Source organism: Microbacterium sp. NPDC090007 (genome assembly GCF_044748345.1).
Taxonomy (GTDB): domain Bacteria; phylum Actinomycetota; class Actinomycetes; order Actinomycetales; family Microbacteriaceae; genus Microbacterium.
This window is the reverse complement of record NZ_JBIVFV010000001.1, coordinates 512392-530155: the sequence shown is the minus strand read 5'-3', so window position 1 is coordinate 530155 and position 17764 is coordinate 512392. Positions and strand designations below refer to the sequence as shown.

At 64.8% G+C, this 17764-nt stretch carries 16 protein-coding genes; 5 read left to right on the top strand and 11 right to left on the bottom strand.

The genetic code is table 11. The features are described from left to right. Positions 1-97: 97 nt before the first annotated feature. From ACIPVB_RS02485 to ACIPVB_RS02445, 9 genes are all read right to left on the bottom strand, one after another. The gene (locus tag ACIPVB_RS02485) at positions 98-637 is read right to left on the bottom strand and encodes a hypothetical protein (RefSeq protein WP_400366665.1); all 540 of its coding nucleotides are present in this window, start codon (positions 635-637) and stop codon (positions 98-100) included. A 6-nt stretch (positions 638-643) separates the two neighbouring features. Then, positions 644-1726, bottom strand: a complete 1083-nt coding sequence (locus tag ACIPVB_RS02480) for a helix-turn-helix domain-containing protein (RefSeq protein ID WP_400366663.1) — start codon at positions 1724-1726, stop codon at positions 644-646. A 60-nt stretch (positions 1727-1786) separates the two neighbouring features. After that, entirely contained in the window at positions 1787-3220 is a 1434-nt protein-coding gene (locus ACIPVB_RS02475) for a restriction endonuclease subunit S (RefSeq protein ID WP_400366662.1), read from the bottom strand. Then, positions 3196-5595 carry an N-6 DNA methylase gene (locus ACIPVB_RS02470; protein ID WP_400366660.1) on the bottom strand — a complete coding sequence of 800 codons (2400 nt, stop codon included), beginning with the start codon at positions 5593-5595 and terminating at the stop codon, positions 3196-3198. The genes ACIPVB_RS02475 and ACIPVB_RS02470 overlap by 25 nt, the downstream gene beginning before the upstream one ends. An 808-nt stretch (positions 5596-6403) precedes the next feature. Then, positions 6404-7099 carry a hypothetical protein gene (locus ACIPVB_RS02465; protein ID WP_400366659.1) on the bottom strand — a complete coding sequence of 232 codons (696 nt, stop codon included), beginning with the start codon at positions 7097-7099 and terminating at the stop codon, positions 6404-6406. Between the two features lie 1101 nt (positions 7100-8200). Next, positions 8201-8458, bottom strand: coding sequence for a hypothetical protein (locus ACIPVB_RS02460; protein WP_400366657.1), 258 nt, complete (start codon positions 8456-8458; stop codon positions 8201-8203). A gap of 435 nt (positions 8459-8893) precedes the next feature. Further along, complete coding sequence (locus ACIPVB_RS02455; RefSeq protein ID WP_400366655.1) at positions 8894-9412, bottom strand: hypothetical protein; 519 nt, start codon at positions 9410-9412, stop codon at positions 8894-8896. Between the two features lie 49 nt (positions 9413-9461). Beyond that, positions 9462-9971: a hypothetical protein gene (locus ACIPVB_RS02450; protein ID WP_400366653.1), complete on the bottom strand. Its 510-nt coding sequence runs from the start codon at positions 9969-9971 to the stop codon at positions 9462-9464. A gap of 60 nt (positions 9972-10031) precedes the next feature. Further along, the gene (locus tag ACIPVB_RS02445; RefSeq protein WP_400366652.1) at positions 10032-10352 is read right to left on the bottom strand and encodes a hypothetical protein; all 321 of its coding nucleotides are present in this window, start codon (positions 10350-10352) and stop codon (positions 10032-10034) included. Between the two features lie 454 nt (positions 10353-10806). Here ACIPVB_RS02445 and ACIPVB_RS02440 point away from each other — a divergent pair, with 454 nt between their 5' ends. The 5 genes from ACIPVB_RS02440 to ACIPVB_RS02420 all read left to right on the top strand — a co-directional run bounded on the left by ACIPVB_RS02440 (position 10807) and on the right by ACIPVB_RS02420 (position 15307). Next, positions 10807-11640 (top strand): peptidoglycan-binding protein, encoded by an 834-nt coding sequence (locus ACIPVB_RS02440; RefSeq protein ID WP_400366650.1) that lies wholly within the window; start codon positions 10807-10809, stop codon positions 11638-11640. Between the two features lies 1 nt (position 11641). Further along, the gene (locus tag ACIPVB_RS02435) at positions 11642-12274 is read left to right on the top strand and encodes an ABC transporter ATP-binding protein (RefSeq protein ID WP_400366648.1); all 633 of its coding nucleotides are present in this window, start codon (positions 11642-11644) and stop codon (positions 12272-12274) included. Positions 12275-12336: 62 nt separating this feature from the next. Continuing rightward, entirely contained in the window at positions 12337-13365 is a 1029-nt protein-coding gene (locus ACIPVB_RS02430) for an ABC transporter permease (protein WP_400366646.1), read from the top strand. A 693-nt stretch (positions 13366-14058) separates the two neighbouring features. Beyond that, positions 14059-14427, top strand: coding sequence for a GNAT family N-acetyltransferase (locus ACIPVB_RS02425; protein WP_400366645.1), 369 nt, complete (start codon positions 14059-14061; stop codon positions 14425-14427). A 616-nt stretch (positions 14428-15043) separates the two neighbouring features. Beyond that, complete coding sequence (locus tag ACIPVB_RS02420) at positions 15044-15307, top strand: hypothetical protein (RefSeq protein ID WP_400366643.1); 264 nt, start codon at positions 15044-15046, stop codon at positions 15305-15307. A gap of 153 nt (positions 15308-15460) precedes the next feature. Here ACIPVB_RS02420 and ACIPVB_RS02415 read toward each other — a convergent pair whose 3' ends face one another. Both ACIPVB_RS02415 and ACIPVB_RS02410 read right to left on the bottom strand, forming a co-directional pair. Beyond that, positions 15461-16702 (bottom strand): MFS transporter, encoded by a 1242-nt coding sequence (locus ACIPVB_RS02415; RefSeq protein WP_400366641.1) that lies wholly within the window; start codon positions 16700-16702, stop codon positions 15461-15463. After that, positions 16690-17736, bottom strand: coding sequence for a GNAT family N-acetyltransferase (locus tag ACIPVB_RS02410; protein WP_400366639.1), 1047 nt, complete (start codon positions 17734-17736; stop codon positions 16690-16692). Before ACIPVB_RS02410 ends, ACIPVB_RS02415 begins: the two co-directional genes overlap by 13 nt. Between the last annotated feature and the right edge of the window lie 28 nt (positions 17737-17764).

Sequence of the window (17764 nt, the reverse complement as noted above, 5' to 3'; positions counted from 1 at the left end):
CTCTTGGTGAGCGAGACTGCGAGCGGAGGTTCGGACACCACCGACGCAACCTTTCACCCCAGCGATACTGCGTCTTGCGGTCGTTCCGCGGCCAGGGTCAGAAGGCCTCGTTCTCCAACGCAGCCTCGTAATCGTCTAACCGAACGCCGCGTTGGGCCTTCATCAGGGTGACGATGTACTCAGCGCCTTCGTGAGCCCTCAGTAGCTTGAGATTCACGGCAATCGCGAGCAGCTCCGCCGTACTCACCACTGCGACGGTGAGGGCGCGATCCTCGACGTATCTCCTGGCGCCACGATCATCGGTGAGGAAGACCCCTTTGAGGCCCCGGTTGGTGAATACTGCGAGGGACTCAGCCTCTCCGTAGCTTTTCAGGAATGGCTCGTCCGGACGACGGATTTCCCGACGGATGCGACGAGCTTGGGCTTGCTCCCCGTCGTCGGCAATCCAGGTGTGCGCTATGAGCCCGGGAACCTCTTCCAAGCCTGGATACAGACCCGTCGCGATGGAATCCTCGCATTCGGCCTGCACGGCACCCGTCCATGCCCCACGCCCGTCGAGGAGGGACCTAAGAAGATCTGTTCTCCTGATCAGTGCGAAATTTATGGGAACGGTGTTGTCACAGAGGTTGTACTGCACGGAGGTCTACGCGGAGACGGGGCGGAACAAGGCCGTGAGGCTCGCTGGAGTACGCCCCGGCCTCGCCTGGGTGTCGGTGTCGAAGTTGTAGGGAGCATCAAGCATCCACGACAACGTCGATGTGTGCGTGCCCAGTTCCTCATGGCTTGCAAGCAACCTGGTCGGGAAGCGGCGCGCCGCGGCGTCGCGTAGGCGGTTGGTAACGGGATCATCAAAAACGTTTGCGCCGCGGATGTGGCGGCGAAGAAGGGACATCAAGGAGGACGTTTGGGGCGGCTGAGCCAGACCGAGATGGCTCAATCGACGACCGAGTGCATCCAGAGAGACGCCGTGGTCCCACACCCATTGCGCGAGGTCGACATCGCTCACATGCGCCCAATCGACCTGTTCGAGAACGCTGCTCGGCATAAGCAACTCGGCGGCGTAGGCATTCGCTGACGACTCACCCGCGCTCTCCACCCCCTCCGCGAGGTCAGTGAAGTCATCGTGCGCGATGTGCCACAGTTCGTGGGCGATGGTGAAGTTCTGGCGTCCCCAAAACGCGTCGTTGGGCACCACGATGACGGTCGCATTCGGCACCTTCAAGCTCACGCCAGCCTGCGCCGGCATTCGGAGCTTGATGACATCCACCCCGAACGTCTGCTCGACTGCACTAGCGAAGTCTCGAACCCATCCGACCCCGAAGTTCTCCTGGAGCACGCGTCGGGCCTCAATCGGGTCGCGTGGCACAGCCCGGCAAACGGGCGGATCGACGAGGTTCTCCGCCTGTTCGTAGGAGGTGACGACACCTTGGATGATCCCCGCTGTCGCCTCGTCGCCGACGGAGGCTGAGTAGCCCCCGATGGCCCAGTCATGACGGGCGGCAATCTTGACGGGAAAAGGTTCCTCCCCCAGGAGAAGCCAGTCCGTGCTCACCTTGAGCTCTCGCGCCAGTGCGACAACCTCCCGTCCAGCGAGTCCACGTGAGCCATTTACCGCTCGAGACAAAGCCGACGGGTCCATACCGACGCTGCGCGCAAGCTCGGCCTGAGACATGTCGGGAAAAGTGGAGCGGAGCCGCCCGACAATCCGGTCGCCGATGGGGTTCATACGAAGAGACTACCGTTGCGTTGCGATTATCACAACGCACATGTCTGGGAGGACGCGGAGTTACAGGGCCAGAACGACGGTTCGGGCAGGCGAGATAGCCTCGACCGCCGCGGGCGGGCGCAAGAGACGTTCCTCGAGCACGGTCTCAGCTCGCTCCAGATGAGCAGCCGCGGCGCGGGCAAGCTCCGCGGCGTTGTGAAGGTCGCTGCGCAGCCGGTCAAGAAGTTGCTGCTGAACCTCGCGCGGGGGCACGGGGATGGGTGCATGCGCGAGCTTGCCAACTCCCAGATGCCACAGTGACCCGGATGTCGTCGTAGCCGCCGACTGCGCGAACGCACGACCAGCTGCACAGTTCAGCCAGGCTGCCACGAACTCAGGCGTCAAATCCGATGACTTGAGCCGTGCCCGAATGATGCTGTTCTGGATGATGGTCGTGTCCGGGCCCTCGCCATCCCACACGGCAGCGCGTCCGACCTCCTCGCGCGAGTTGCCTTCGACGACGAGGACGTCGCCGACCTCAAGGCGCAGCCGCGACACGGTGGCGTCGGTGGCCGCCATCAGCTTTAGGTCCGTCAGGGAGACGTGGCCGGCCTGGACATTCGCGGCACGGAGGTACTCCACGTCATTGCCCTCCGCCTTGGAGTGCTTGCTCGGGATCTGTGTACCCAGTCGCAGGTCCGCCACCTCACCGAACGCGCGGATCGGGTACTCGCTGACCAGCCCGCGATTGTCGGGGATGGTGTCCCACCTGTCCAGGGCCGCAAACCGTTGCACCTTGACGCCCACGTCGTTCCCCTTCGGCGCGCGGGTTGCGATCTCGTCGCTGAATCGTTCCCACGCTTGCGCGAGCTGTGCTTTCGCTTCGGCGCGAGCATGCTCCGCTGCACGCCTCTGGTTGCTGACCGCCTCGACCAATGCGAGTTGTGTGTCAGGGTCAGCCATAGGAATAGGGGCACCGGCGAGCTTGGCCGCGCCGATGTGAAACAAACCACTGGTCGTTGTGGCCTGCTCCCGAATGTAAGCGTTGCCAGCGCGGGAGTTGAACCAGGTGAGAAGGTACTCACCGCTCAGCTCTGCCGAGCGCAGTCGGGCGCGCACCACGCTGTTCTGGTGAATGCACCCGTCGACGTGGCCGTCCCAAACGGCTGCGCGTCCGACCTCGCTGACGGATCCGGACCCCTCCACGAACAGAAGGTCTCCTGCCGCTAGTGCCAGCGACTGAGCCTGCGACGCCGAAACTGTCATCTGCCGGATGTCCGAGGTGTCCACGTGACCGCGTCGGACGTTCGCGGCGCGCAGGTAGGGGTGGGAACTGCCAGGAACGCTGGTTCCCTTTCGAGGCACCTGCGCACCCAATCGGATGTCCGCGATGTCCCCCAGGGCTACGACGGGAAAGGCGTAGACCTGTTGCATGCCCGTCGCGGCGGCGTCCCACCGGTCCAACTGTGCGAACCGCGCTGTCGCCACGGTCACGGCTTGACCGCCGACTTCCACGCAGCCAGGATCTCGGGCAGGTCGTTGGGGACGTGGCTGCCGGTGTCACCCGTGGCGGTGATACCGACAGCCGATGGCGCCGCCATGAATACCGGGTAGTCGAAGGCATCGCGCACGTAGGCCCACATTTCGCTGGTGCGGGCATCGTCAGCACGACGCAGCGCAGTCCTCAGCGTTGCCAGCGCCGCAGCGACAGCGGGGACATCCGCCGCACGACGGGTGAAAGAACGGATGTGAACGCCAACTTCCCCGGTGCGGGGGGCACCCTCCCAGGACACACCACGAACGCTCGAGCGGTCTGCGGATCGGACCAGGCCGTGCATCGGCGTGGTAGATACCGGGAAGTCTGGGTGCACGCCGAACTCAGCAAGCTTTGTGATTGCCGCATCCAACTCGGCATCGCCGGTGGACTCCAGAGCCGTGACGGCTGCCGCTACCGCCGCATCGCGTTGTTGAGCCCAAGACGCCTCGGTCTTCGAAACCGCTTCCTGCCAGCATCGCTCCCAGCGCTCGGCGTCTTCATCGGTGAACTTTCGAAGAAACAGCACGGACGCCGTCACCGACGCACCCGAGAAGCGGAACGTCTCGGCGGGGAGGGCGACGACGCCCTGCAAGAACGCCTGCCCTTCCACCCACCGCCGCAACCACGCCTGAGATGCCGCGTTCAGGTTGCCGTTCGGCAGGACGATACCCATCCTCCCGCCGGGTCGAAGCAGCCGCAGACAGCGTTCTAGGAAGAGCTGCTCGGTCTTTCGCGATTTCGCCCCACGGCCGATGTCGAACGATTCCAGGATGGGGGTACGACGGGCGGCGACAACGCGGTCGTGCGCTGCGCGCCACGCCGTGCCGTAGCGGCGTTGCATCGACCTCAGGTAGGCCGGGTCATCAGGTACGTCCGTCTCGGGGGTCGCGCCTACGACTTGGGCGTTGCTGACGGTCGCACCGAACGGAGGGTTGGTGATGACCACGTCGAAGCGCCCCTCGAACACTCCGTGTGTGTCGATGAGACCGTCGTGCCAGTGAATGCCGCCATGCCCGTCGCCGTGCATGATCATGTTCATCTTGGCTGTACGGGCAGCGCGCGGCTCTTTGTCTGTGCCGTAGATGCTGCGCCACGCCAGGCGCCCAAGCCGCGTGTCGGCCTCAGTGTTACCCACACCCGTCGTCGCCAGTTCCGCGGTGATGTCTGCGACCGCTCGCGCGACCCGCGCGTCACGCTCGGCCAGCGCCTGCTCCGAGGCATCGTCGGGGTACTCCGCGGAGATCGCCTCGATGGCCGCGTCCCGCTTCTCCTGCACCTCGCTGATGATTCGCTCGCGCACATGTTCGAACGCACGAATGAGGAACCCGCCGGAGCCTGCGGCCGGGTCACAGATGATCTCCCCCTCGCGGGGGTCCAGCATGTCGACGATGAAATCGACCACCGGTCGAGGAGTGAAGAACTGCCCCAACTCGCCTCGGAAGGTGCGCCCGAGGAAGCGTTCGAAGGCGATTCCCTTGACGTCTTCGCCCGTCTTGGAGAGGTTGAAGCGTTCGAGCTTTCCAACGATCTGAGAGAAGGTGGTTTCGGAGATGCCGAGGCGGTCATCGTCAGCGAACAGGTCGTCTTCGGCGAATGCCGCCTTGGTCAGGTTGAACAGTTCTTCGTGCACCTCCAGGCGAGAGTTTGACAGGAACTCCCGAGAACGCCGCAGGTAATCGGTGGTGAAGGATTCCAGGTTCTGCTGACGCTCAGTGCGGAGCTTGATGAAGAGGATCTTCGAGATGGTGTCGAAGGCCCGGTCCGGGGTCATCGCATGGTTGTCGCGCAGTAGCGTGTGACATTCGAACAGCACTCGCTGAAACTGCTCGCGGTCGAATACCTCGAGCTCGTCGAGAAGCCGTTGCAAACGGGCACTGTCCGCCAGGTCGGCAAGGGTGGGCCAGGTGGTGATGTGTCTGGTCCGGCCCGGCATCGCATGCACAAGCTCCGAAGCAAGGAACGCGGTTTCGTTTGCCCACAGCAGGAAGCGTGCACCCGATGCGCGCGCGTACGACTCACCCTGCCAGTAGTCCGCTGGCTGGATGGGCCCTCTACCCGCTTTGGTCTCCACGACCATGACCGGAGATGCGCCGTCCTGCTTCGCCTCGACGCTTGACCACACGACGATGTCCGCACGCGGGGATCGTCGGCCGTGGACGGTGCGTCGCTCCTGGTCCAGTTGCTCGAGCGCGTACCCGCCGACGGTGTGCAGTCGGTGAATCCACTCCTGGCGAACCAACTCCTCGGGCTGGTGGGCGGCGTTCAACCACCGCCCGCGAAGGGGCACCCACAACAGGTCACCGTCACGGTGCACCCCCTCCGGTCCGAACGGTGTGGAAGGGGCAGGAGGCATGATGTCAAGGCTAAAGCAGGGCTGGAGGATCAACGTTGCGCCGGACGGGTCTGCGGGTGAGGACATGGCGAGGTTATGCGCGGTGCGGATCGCAAGATGTGACAGCGGTGGTGCGAGACGTACTCCGCCGGCCCCTCCGCTGCACCAGCTCGGGGACATGTCTCTCTCCGGCCGCGGGTGTCGGTTACGCTCTCACTCGCCCGCCCCCTCTTCGGTGCCGACCTGAGCGAGAAGCGCAGAGCGGTCACCGACATGAACGAGCACGGAGGAGACCCCGACCATCCGACGGTGCGATGGGTTGTATGACGGGGGCTGTTCGAAGTGGGATACGGTGACGCGCGCCGTATCTTCACTGGCGGTGAATCACGTAATGGCCCCATTCGCCGAAGGGGCTAGGACCCGTACCGCAGCGCCCTCGATATTGGGTACCGTCAACCGGCCCCCGCTGCCGCCCGACCGCCCCCTGCGACCCACCGACGGCGGCGGGGTCCGCCATACTCTGCGGCGACGAGTGGACCTCGCAGCTCGGAGTATCTGGCCGTCGACGCGCGCGAGACACGACCCGCTGAACTTTGACGGTATTGGGCTTCACGAACCCCACGCCGATGCCCATGGACTCAACGCCAGCTCCTAGCGAGCGTTTACTCCGGCCACTCCTGACGGAGGTCTAGAAGGTACCCGTCCGGATAGACATCGCTGAACTCGTTCACGACGGCCTCCAGCTGGTGGACATCCAGCCGTTCGGGACCGCCCGCTGCGGCCACGGTCTCGCCTGTGGGCAGGTGACGTCTCACCCGCTTTGCCCGCGTCATATCCACCACCATTGGTCCAGCGTCTGCAAGACCGGCTCCACACAACCACCATGAGCGAGCCATTGAGCTGGTGTGGCGCCTTCGAGGTCCTCGTCGACATTCTCCATGATCGCTTGCAGTGTCCGCGCCTCGATGCCGTCAGCTGCGCGCAGAACGACAGGCAAGTGCGGAAGGAGACGTCCACCCTCCATCACCTGCCACCTCGGATACACAACGCGGCCGTCGTGGTTGGCGCCGGCGAGAAGCTCCTGTTCGAACATCTCGTGGACACGCTGAACTGTGACGCCGAGCAGGTCGGCCATGTCCCGCTCGCTGAGATGGTTGGCAGACTCCTTTCGCTGATCGGCCGCGCTGCGGGCTACGTAGGCGTCGTTCTTTATCTCAGCCTCGTCCGTGAACCAAGCCTCGGGAATGTCGGCGCTGAGCGCGAAAGCCTTTTCTACAGCGGTCAGCGGGTGCCAATGAAGATCGCAGAGCACCGTTCGCGAGCGGGTTCTGGGGATGCCGGGACGGCCGCAGACTCCGCAGACCGTACGCACTTCTTCCCTGGCGCGGCGGATCCGGCGGGCGAATCGAGCGCCCCCACCGCCAGTACGGGTGAGGTAGATGAGCTCGTTATCGACCCGAGCGGCCCGCCGTAGTTGATACTCCGGGTCGATGACAGCGAGGTCGGCGTCAAGGCTGTGCAGCACTCCCCACCACCCTTCGGGCACCTCCACCTGAGGCCACCATCCTGGCGGTATGCGCCTCAGCAGCGGTGAGAGCAACTGAGGCGAAACGACCCGTTCTCCATCATTCGGCCCCACTTGGTTCATGAGAGATTGCCACCGCCGAGAGAAACCATATACACATGGGCTTTCTACGCCTGTAGAGAGGTCATGGCAAGTGTTGACGGAGCCGTCGCGCCTTACGCGCCCTAGCGGTCGACCAAGCGACTGCCGACTTTGGATGCGAAGACACGAATCTCGCTCGACGCCCCACCCCCGCATAGACACGGATCAAGCGCAACAGATAGCGTCACTATCTTATTCAATGTATTCAATTCCTTCCGGGGTGAAGCCTGCCCGCCGCAGGCCGCGGCAGCTGGTGCGAACCTCCCCGCCTGTCGTCACCACGCCGGTGTCGCATCCTCCGTTGGCCGTGACCGCGACACGAGCCATCCGGGCGTCACGGTAGAGCCATCGGATCCAGCAACTCAGTGCACCATCTTCGGTCGCCGCGCTACACGTGTTTCTCTACATCCGCGGCCACGCGTCTCGGATGCGAAATCGTCCCTCTTGAGGTTGCGGACGTCCCTGAATAACAGTGTACGAGAGCGACTTCTACGCGCGATACTGCCTATTCGGGGGACGAGGCTAGGTCGCCGACTTCAATGTCAGACTGTGACCGTGCTGGCAGACCGCTCCACCTCAACGTCCGCGAGGGAAGCCTCCGTAATGGTCGCGGGGGGTTTGCTCCTCAGCATCTCGACCGTCATGGATGTCGAAAGCGCAGTCGACTTCGCGTGGCTGCAACTTGTACTCGCTTCGGGTTTTGCGGGCATAGTGGCGGCGACCGCCGTTCTCGGGCGCCGCTCAAGTGGCCTACTGAGGTCGCTCGGCGTGTCAGGGTCGGTTGTATGGCTTCTAGGCTGGTCGTGGGGGTTTCACGTCGGGTTGTTCCTGAACGTGCCAACTGGAGTTTTCGGCGTCGTTGCGGGAGTCCTGTACTTTGCGGCAGCTATGATGGCGCTTCGCAAGAGTGAGCCGCGCATTGCGACGCCGCTCGTGGCACTGGCGGCAGGGTCGTTCTGTTCAGCGGGCATCGCCTTCACGGACGTTGTCTTCATCCCACAGTTCACCTTCCTTCCGGTGGCGGTCGCAGCTGTTCTGGCGGGTGTCGCGCTCCTCCATCCGTGCCATGCAACCTCGCGGCAGTCGCGTCACACCTGACGCCGCCTCCATCACCGGCGAGGTGGTCCTGCATTCCTGAACCACCTCTGCTTCGTTGTCCCGGCTCGCTTGTGCGGTGAACGCTGATGCCGGCGCATCTGCCGAGATCGCGAACGCCATCTCCCTGTCGGTCGGGCGAGGCACACCCTGCACGATGTCCTCGTCCGTTGTCGCGGGGCGGGCGCCGCGGCTAGGTCCGTGGTCGACGCAGAAGGTGATGAGCCGGTCTCCTGCCGCTGAAGCCACGCCCCGTCCGCGCAGTTCTCGCAGATGCGGATGAACTCCGATTGCGCTTCCACGATCAGGCTCTCAGTCTCGTCAGTCGGATTGCCGAACCCCATTGCGAAGTCGAGCACGCCCAGGTCCTCGTCGAGTGGTAGGGCTGGGGGCCACCACCCCTGGTTGATGTGCAGAGTCCGGAGACCGGAGCGCTCGAGTCTGGATACGAAGGGCATCAGTAGCGGGGCATTGCTGGGCTGTCGCCGATGTCGGCTGACGGCGCGCCCGGTCGACGCCCATCACTGATTCCTCACCTGTGTGCGACCGAGTCGAGACCTATCGCAACACACCGAGAAACAGAACGAATGGAAAGGAAGCCAAGTACGTCACCGTCCATCCCGCCGCGAGTCTGCGCCGACCCAGCCGCGCCGCCCATACACCGATGGAGCCAACTGCACCGGCGATGAACGGCATCGACCAGAGCAGAACTACCCCGGCGAAGCGAGCGAAAGAGTCAATCCCGCCGAGCAGGCCGAGAAACCCGGCGCTCAGGACAGCGGTTACCGAAGCAAAACTGTGTAACAGACCGACCCAGCGGACCCATCGTGCATCCAAGCGTTCCCGCGCGCCCGCGAGAGCAAAGACAAGATGCCCGAAAAGCAGCCCGAAGGACAACAAGGTGAGGGTCAACTGGCCCTGGACAAGCGTGTGTCCTGACTCTTCTCCGCTAACCCCGGACAGCAGGATTCGAACGGAACCACTGAAAAACCAGGCGAAGGCGACGAGGAGGCTAGACGCGCTAACTACCGCGTAGACGCCGTTGACCATCGACGTGCGCTGCGCATGTAGGGTCACGACGCACCTCGCATAACCCGGACGAGCTCATCATGTGCCGGGGTTATGTTCAGGGGCGTGGGCATTTGGTCAGCAGCGCACCGTATGTCGCTTCGTCGATGTGCCCGACGCGCGCTGGGTCGCGCAGGTGGCCGTAGGGATCGAACACTTCGCCGTCGAGGAACGCCTGCTCCGACGGCTTGTCCCCGGCGTCATACCCCTCGTCCTCAAGGCAGCGGCTCAGTTGGAGGAGTCCCCGGTACAGCGCTTTGTTCTGCTCCTCCGAGAGCACCGGTGATTCGTCGTAGTTGAGGTCCGATTTGCAGGCCTCTTCCGCGACTCGGTAGGCGGACGCCTGCGATCCGTCCAGGGTGGCCTGAATGCTGTTGTCAGCCATCACCTCGACCTCCCAGCCGGCGTCGCCGAGACATTCCGCCATCGCCTCGGCAAAATTGGGGTCAGTCCCGCTGAGCTGACCCGCCTGGTAATCGATGGGTCCCACATCCTCGGCGGCGCAGCCGGAGAGGGTGGCGGCCGCGAACAGCAGTACGACTGCGGCGATACGTGTTCTTGAAGTCATGGCTTCTCCATCGACGAGTGGGTCGACGGAGAAGCGTCGACCCACCCGTTCCGTTCCTGGTCAGACGCTGCAGCCCATTCCGCCGCTCTGCATCTGCGAGTAGTGGTTGACTGCACCCTTCTGAGCGTCCTCGTCCGCGCTGTTCAGGTAGTTGCGGACGTAGTTCGACTGCCCGGAGAACGTGCGCGAGGTGTACGTTCCGTTGCCCGCCCAGATCTCGAACATCGGCGAGCCGCCCTTGGTCGTCGCTTCGACGAACGCGTGCTGCGGCCAGTTGCAGTTCTTTGCTCCGTAGGTGATCGCGTTCGCGGCGACAGTGCCGGAAGCGACGATGCCGACGCTGAGAACGGCGGCCGCGAGAGAAATTGTGCGCTTTTTCATGAGTATTCCTAACACCATGATTCAGAACGATTAAAGGTGGGCGCCCACTCGGAGGCTAACGCGCGGCAATCCTCTCCGGAAAGCACGGCGGGAAGAGTTCGTCCATTCGGACGAACGGTCCGTGTGCTTGCGTTTTCTGGGTTTAAAGTCGATGCCGTGCTGGCAGACGCCAGAGTCGTTCGGGGCCGACCGAGGGAGTAACGGCGATATGAGTGAGCGGCGTGGAGGCTCTCATTGGGCGGCCCTCGCCGCGGCGACCGCCGCAGGGCTCGCCCTTGGCGCAGCGGGGGTCTGGGCCATTAGCACGGTGATCGTGCCCCCGACCGACCCTCTCGAGGACGCGCCTCACACCTTGGTGTCGGTGCAGACGGGGGACGTCGGGTCGAGCTTGAACGTCAACGCCACCGCCAGCTGGAGCTTGAGCGAGGCCGGCCGCAACCAAGCAGCTGGAGTGGTGACCGACATTCTCGTCACCGACGGCGCAGAGGTGCAGCAGGGCGGTCCGCTGTACGCTGTCAACCTCCGGCCGGTGACGGCGGCGGCGGGACAGACACCCGCATTCCGGGAGCTCGCCCCCGGCACCGAGGGCCCGGATGTGCGACAGCTGCAGACCATGCTGAGCGACCTCGGGTACTACGGCGGCGCAGTCGACGGGAAGCTCGGCACCGGCACGGAGCGCGCGCTCCGCGCGTGGCAGAAAGCGGTCGGGTACCCCGTCACCGGGATCGTGTCCGTCGGGGACATCATCTTCGTTCCCGAGCTCCCCAGCCGGGTCGTCATCGACTCGAAGCTCGTGCAGCGTGGCAGTGTCCTCAGCGGTGGGGAGAACGTGCTCAGCACCCTCTCCCCCGCACCGACGTTCGCGTTGCCGATCACCGCCGCCCAGGCTGATCTGGTACCCGACGGCACACGAGTCGAACTCACTGCACCCGACGGGCTGACCTGGACCGGTCAGGCGCAGGGACGGCGCTCCGACCCCGCCCAACCCGATACCGTCACCGTGCTCCTAGCCTCGGCCAACGACTCCCCCATCTGCGCCGAGGCCTGCGCGAGCCTGAGCGCCACCGAGCAGTCCATCCTCCCCGCCCGCGTTGTCACCGTCCCCGCGGCCGAGGGGCTCACCGTGCCCACGAGCGCATTGTCGACGCAGCCGGACGGATCGACCCAGCTCATTCTCGACACCGGCCAGCACGTCACCGTCACCGTGCTGTCCGCCGCGAGAGGTGTGTCGCTGATCGAGGGCGTCGCCGAAGGGACGCTTGTACGTCTCCCCACGGTGGAGGACTGACGTGCTGGAGGCGCGCGGACTCACCTTCGGCTATGTCCGCGGCGCGGCTCTGCTCGACGGGTGGTCTGCCGCATTCGAGACTGGTTCGCTGACGGCTCTGACCGGACCGTCCGGACGAGGAAAATCGACCCTCCTCTACCTCCTCGGCCTTATGCTCACCCCACGTGCAGGCGACATCCTCGTGCACGGGCGTTCGACACGCCGGGCCACCGACCAGGAGCGAGCGCGGCTGCGGGCGGAGCAATTCGGTTTCGTGTTCCAGGACGCCGCCCTCGACGCCACTCGCAGCGTGCTCGACAACATCACAGAAGCCTCGCTCTACAGGGGCACGTCCCGCAGAGCCGCTGCCCACCGCGCGAGGGAACTGATGGACGAGTTCGGCGTGAACGTGACGCCGGAGCGTCGCCCAGGCCAGGTGTCCGGCGGGCAGGCACAACGCATCTCGCTGTGCCGGGCGTTGCTTGGGAATCCCGCCGTGATCCTCGCCGACGAGCCGACGGGGAACCTCGACCCCGCCAGCAGCGATGTCGTCGTTGCCGCGCTGCGCGCGCAAGCCCGTCGCGGGTGCACCGTAGTGGTGGTCACGCACTCCTCGGCGGTAGCGGATGAATGCGACGAGGTCGTGCAGCTGTGAACCGCGTCCTGCCGCTAGCGCGGGAGGCGCTCGCGTCGGCCCGGGCGCAGCCTGTTTCCTCAGTGCTGACGGCACTCATCGTCGCGGGGATGCTCCTCGCTGTCATGTTCACCACAGGTAGAACCGTCGGTGCTGAACAGCGGGTTCTCGCGACCCTGGACTCCGCGCAGACGCGGACGATACTCATCCGCGCCGATGATGGAGCGGGAGTCCGCACCGACGTTCTGAAGCGCATAGCCGCCCTGCAGCAGGTCGAATGGGCGGGAGCATTTGGTCGTGCGACCGACGGGGTGAACGCCGACCTGCCATCAGGCGAACGGGTTCCGGTCCGAGCCGTGTACACCGAGGACCTCGGTGCCCTGGGAATCCCGACGGCGCGCTCCACGAGCGGGACCCCGGACGTGTGGCTCTCCGCGGACGCAGCCCGCGAGCTCGGCTTGAGCGCATACGCGGGTGCGGTGCAGGTCGGCAAAGCCACCTGGGGGGTGGGCGGTGAGCTGGATGCCCCGACCTACTTGGACATCTTCGAGCCCCTCGCGCTGGCCCCGTCCGAGGACGGGAATGCGGACATCAGCGTGCTACTCATCGTCGCGACGGAGTCCCGGTACGTCAGCGCAGTCGCCGCGACGGTGTCGAGCCTTCTCGCGCCCGAGGACCCCGGGAAGGTCTCGCTTGAGACATCGTCCGGGCTGACACAGTTGAAGGAGGTCGTCCAAGGTCAGTTGGGGACCTTCTCACGGGGCCTGGTGCTCGCGCTGCTGGCCGTGACCGCCGTGCTCATCGGATCGGTGGTCTATGGTCTTGTGACTCTGCGGCGCCGCGACTTCGGACGACGACGTGCCCTGGGTGCCAGCCGGGCAGTCGTGGTGTGGTTGATCCTGGGCCAGACTTTCGCCCTGTCCCTGCTCGGCGCTGCGATAGGGACCGCGCTGGCGTGGATTCTGCTGACGGTGTTGAGAGACCCGCTCCCGGACTGGTCCTTCACCGTCGCCGTGTCGGTGCTGCTGGTGTTGGCGGCGACGCTGTCCAGTCTGCTGCCAGCCGTCGTCGCCAGCAGGCGCGACCCGGTACGCGAGCTCCGGGTGCCCTGACACGCCAAGACGGTCATCCTCGACATCCCTGACATAGCGTCTACAGCCGGCGGCGGCACTCAGGTCATGAACAGGTGCCCGGGCCGCATGACGGCTGGCCGCTCGCGGAGCCGACATGCGGGCCGCACGCCAGTTGGGAACCCGCCAGCGACGTCCGATCTTCGACACTCGGAGCCGCTCGGTCGCGGTCGTCTGATCGGATGAAAAGGCGGATGTGTTCTCCGGGCGCAAACCCGGGATCAGAGCCCTCCCGGGCCGCCGCAGGGTGACGGGCGAACGCCTTCGCGAACGGAGCAGGAATGAACCGGTGCGGCGGGCGGGAAGAGGTCGTCGTGTGTCCAAGCAGTCATGACCACGCTATGCGGCTGGTGGCACTGAGCTCTCGCGCAAGCCGCGGCGCGGCGCAATACAAAGGTCGCGCCGCCGCGACGCCCCAGCCTGATCCCCCGCTGGTGCAGATGCAGACGAGGCAGGAAGGCGCCGCGAGCGTTCGGGCATTCCGATAGCCTCCCTGGGCGCGCCGGCGGGGAAACGGAAGATCCTCGGCTTGACCAAGCACACTCGCGACGGCGGTGACCCGACATCAGCCACAACTCGGAAGGACCGACACCATGATCAGCTCCCCCTCTCCCGGAGTCGGAGGCGCCCACTCTGAGGACATCGCCGGACGCCGGCCGGATTCGCGAAGGTGACGTGGTCGGCGCGGCGTACGCCACCGAAGCCAGCGGTGTCGCCGAGCACCTGCTCCTCAGCGGAGAGAACCCCTCTGCCGCTCATGGGTTCTTCAGCCTCGAGGCAATCGCCGTGCACCCCTCCTTGCGCCGCTCCGGTCTCGGCACGCAGCTGCTCGCCTCCGTCGCAGAGCACTCTCGCCGCGACAACGCCGCGAGACTCCTCCTCGCACGTATCGAGAAGGGCGACGCCGACCTCATCGAGTGGTACCGCGCCCGAGGGTTCGTCATCTGCGAGCCCGACCAAGTCCTTCGCATTGGCCCGGTGCAGATCACGCCGTCGGAGGGTCATCGCGACTCCTGGATGGACCTCGGCCGTCTCCAAGCCTGACGCGTGACCGCCACCCGCTGCTGACTGCGTAGAGGTGATGCTCTGGACCGCCGCGCGCGGGGAGCGGCACATAACCCACCTGCGCTTCGCTGGGCGGCGCTCACCCCGTCCGAGCCGACGAAACGTCCCATTTCGGCAGGGGACCATCCGCTGTCCGCCGTGGCAGGATGACTCCAAACCTGGAGGTTCCGTGAATGGTCGAGCTGACGGCGACAGAGCTGGCGACCCGCTTCGGCGTCTCGCGCCGTCACGCTATTGAGCTTCTCGCCGACGGGGCCATCACTGGCAGGCAGCTTTCCTCCAGTGCTTGGCTTGCCCATTCCGACTCGGTGCTCCTCTACGAAGCGTCAGCGCAACGGGGCAGTGGTGGCCGGCTATCTGTCTCGACTGCCTGGGGCCTGCTGTAGGAATTGAGCGGCCTTCCCACCCCCTGGCTCTCCGCTTCGACGCTGTGGTGCGTGCGCCGGAGATTGGGGACGACGAACGCTGAGGAGATCGCACGTGCGGTCTCACACAGAACGCGACTCCACCGCTATCGGGCGGCCAATCCGAGCAGGGCCAGCACGGGTCTCATATCCACCGGGCGAGCGTCTGCGAGCCTGCTGGGGTCGGCCTGATGGACGACACCCGTCAGGTGTGCGGCTATCTTCCTCGAGACGTGGACGCTGAGGACTACGCGGCTTCTCATTTCCTGGTGGCCGACCCCGCCGGGCCCGACAGTCTCTACGAGAACACCCTGCCGGTGCACTGCGAGGGCGACGTCATACCCACGTCCGTCATCGCCGCGGACCTTGCGGTCAGCTCGAACACCCGGGAAAGGAGCGGGGGTCTGCGCGCGTTAGAGGACCTGCGTCAGCGGTGGCTTGCGGGTGTCGACTGATTGACGCCGCGACGGTGCCGCGAAGTCGTGGCGTGTGTTCGAGACGTGCAGCTCGGGTTCCAACGGCGGTGCGCGGAGGCAGTGGGTTGCTCGTGGGTCTGTGCGAGTCCCAAGGCGAGGGCGCCAGATACGACTTCCCGCGCTCTGGGCCCGTCACATCGCATCTTTGAGGCCGCGGACGTATATCGGCACCAGCACCACCCATCCCGCGGCCAGCAGCCCGGTGGCGACGAACATCGCGGCTCTCAGATCGAATAGACCCACTAGGGCCGAACTCAAGAGGCCGCCTAGAGCGAGCGCGCCGTAGGCGAACATCCGGTAGGCGGCGCCCGTCTTACCTTGAGCGTTCACCGGCATGTTCCGCTGTCTCATCGAGATGGCCTCGACGTTGTACGCAGTCAGTCCCGCCCCGTAGAAAAAGAAGACCGCCAGAGAGATGCTCACCGTCGCCAGGTTGTTCTGTTGTAGCCAGGCGAGGGTCATCGGCGCTACTGCCGAGATTCCGGAGTATACGACCAGGCGGGATATTGGTGTCCGCCGTCCTCTCGCCATTCGGCTAGCGACCGCAGCACCCACAACCGCTCCGATTGCACCTCCTCCGAGAACGAGCGCTACGTCTGTCGAATCGAGGCCGACTTCTCGGACGGCGAAGACGAGGAAGGTTGTCATGAACGCCTGCTCGAACGTGTTGAACCATGTACTGCTCATCAGTAGTGTGCGAAGAACTCGACTACGGAACGCGATTCGCACACCCTCGGTCAGGCGCGACACAAATGGAAGGGCCTGGCGCGGTTGCACGATCTCGACGGCACGGTTGCGCAATAGGAGCATCGCAGCGAAAAGGAAGCCCGCGGCAAAGAGCGCTGTAGTCGGCCACGGGGTGCCAATGGCGATCAGACCCGCCCCCAGCAAAGGGCCGAGCACCTGTGCGAATGAGAGAGATCCTTGGATGCGCGCATTCGCCCAGGTAAGACCGTCGCGGGGGACGGTGTTGGGAACGAATGTCTGTATGGCGACATCAAACGCCGCGGTGAACAACCCCGCGCACAGCACCAGCATCATGAGGGTGGTCGTTGACATCGCTCCTACAGCGAAGATGGCTGTGGCGACAATGAAGACCAGGCTACGTCCGAGATGTGCGCCCACCATGAGGGGGCGACGCCGCACCCCGTCAATGTAGGCCCCGAGAAGCGGCGTGATGACCAGCACGGGCGCGTACTGGAGTGCCGATAAAAATCCAACCTGATCCGACGGCGTCTCGAGGTAGGTGATCGCGAGCAGCGGCACCGTGACCGTGATCGCCTGTGTGACGATCTGACTCGCGGACTGACTCACCCAAAACCGGTTGAACTCACGGCGCCAGTCAAGCGCAACGCCAGTCATCATGCGTGCCATTCATGGAGCGTGCCCGAGCCAGGCTCCAATCCGAGCTCCATTGCCCTCCGCTCATTGTGGGCAGTCACGGATCCTCGATGAACGGCGACACCCTGCGGTGGTCTGAGCAGAGACCATCGAGGTTCGACTTCAGCGCCGCGGTGTCTCTTGTAGGTGCTATTGCCAGCGCCGACACTGATGTGCCGCAGACCATGTTCAGCCGCATACGAAACAGGCCCGTAAACGAGCACTCCCGGGTACCGGCCCGAGGTGTCGCCGGCCGGACCGTAGTCAAGACCGACGAGGCGCACCCAGAGACGCCCAGCTTCGACAAGCGCAAGCGAAAAGGCGACCGGATTCGCTCGCGGACCGTAGTAGAAAATGATGGAGGCGTCCGCGGCCGACACGCATCTGGTCAGATACCGCAGCATCCCTTCCACTGTGCTGGACGCACCATGCCGCGATTGTGTTTGAACCGCGAGAGGCGCGCAGGCCGCAAGCAAATCAGCGCTTCCCTCGTCGACCATCTCCCACGCCGGCATTCCCTCCGACTGTCGTAGATCACGACGGACGCCGTACCGGAGCTTGCTGCTGAGACCACCCAGGTAACCGTCGAAGTCGTCGAAGTGAACGGGAATCGAGCAATCCAGCTCCGACAGGACGGGAATGAATGCGTCATCCGATCCGATGACCAGCTCAGCCGTTTGCGTATCCGCGTACAGCCATGCCATGGACGACGACTCAATCTGCCGGAGGCTCGCGAAAAGTGATTCCAGTGCTCTCACATCGCGTCTCGGCAGGTTTGCCGGGTTGTACTGGCCGTTTCGAGCACCCACCAGCAGTTGGGGGTACCACATCTCGGGGGCGCCCTCTGCCAGGTCGCCCATAATGCTCGGCGCGTCATACACGGCGTTCGAGGTACGGTGCGACAGCAGATGCGAGATAACCCACCCTTCCACTTCGTGATAGTTCTCGGAAACGTGGAGCGTCGCGTGGCCGTTTGGCTCAGCGAATGCGTTATTCCAGCGAAGACTCGAGTACAGGCTTTCGCTCACGAAGGTGTTTTCGCCGGCGGGGTGCGGA

Bases quoted from the DNA above. Each gene is read 5' to 3' on its own strand.
- ACIPVB_RS02480 (WP_400366663.1), bottom strand. From the start codon at position 1,726: ATGAACCCCATCGGCGACCGGATTGTCGGGCGGCTCCGCTCCACTTTT.
- ACIPVB_RS02470 (WP_400366660.1), bottom strand. From the start codon at position 5,595: ATGCCTCCTGCCCCTTCCACACCGTTCGGACCGGAGGGGGTGCACCGT.
- ACIPVB_RS02460 (WP_400366657.1), bottom strand. From the start codon at position 8,458: ATGGCGTTCGCGATCTCGGCAGATGCGCCGGCATCAGCGTTCACCGCA.
- ACIPVB_RS02450 (WP_400366653.1), bottom strand. From the start codon at position 9,971: ATGACTTCAAGAACACGTATCGCCGCAGTCGTACTGCTGTTCGCGGCC.
- ACIPVB_RS02445 (WP_400366652.1), bottom strand. From the start codon at position 10,352: ATGAAAAAGCGCACAATTTCTCTCGCGGCCGCCGTTCTCAGCGTCGGC.
- ACIPVB_RS02420 (WP_400366643.1), top strand. From the start codon at position 15,044: ATGGACGACACCCGTCAGGTGTGCGGCTATCTTCCTCGAGACGTGGAC.
- ACIPVB_RS02415 (WP_400366641.1), bottom strand. From the start codon at position 16,702: ATGGCACGCATGATGACTGGCGTTGCGCTTGACTGGCGCCGTGAGTTC.